A 457-nucleotide genomic window follows, 5' to 3' on the forward strand; every position below is an offset into this window, starting at 1 on the left:
GCACAGGCCCCCGTACCGGCCTCGGTCTCCGCATCGCCGGAGCCGCAACCGGGGCGGGCCGGGGGAGTGGCCGGTTCACGCCGGGCGGCCCGTGCCTGCGCGCCCCGCCGGGCCGCCAGCACCGCCCGGACACCGAGGTACACGAGGTACGCCGCGCCCAGCAGCTTGACCGCCTCGAAGACCACCGGGCTGCGGGCCGCGATCACCGACAGCCCGACCGCGGCGGCGAGCATGTGCACGCACAGCCCGGTCTGCGCGCCCAGGGCCGCCGCCCGCCCCTTGGACGGGTGGGCGGCGGCGGCCTGCACCACCACGAGGAAGTCCGGGCCGGGCACCAGGTAGGCCACCAGCACCACCCCCAGGAAACCGACGAGGTCGACCGACATCCGCTCTCCCTCCATCGCCCGGCCCGCACTCCGCGGCCGGCGCGTGCGGCCCCGGGTACGGGTGCCCGCCC

The 457-nt window shown here is 78.3% G+C and carries 1 protein-coding gene; it reads right to left on the reverse strand.

All coding sequences use genetic code 11. The features are described from left to right. Positions 1–386 (reverse strand): LysE family transporter (locus ACOV8S_RS08415; RefSeq protein ID WP_448317048.1); only part of this gene is annotated, 386 nt, incomplete at its 3' end. Positions 387–457 lie beyond the last annotated feature (71 nt).

Source organism: Streptomyces sp. CO7, from assembly GCF_053474865.1.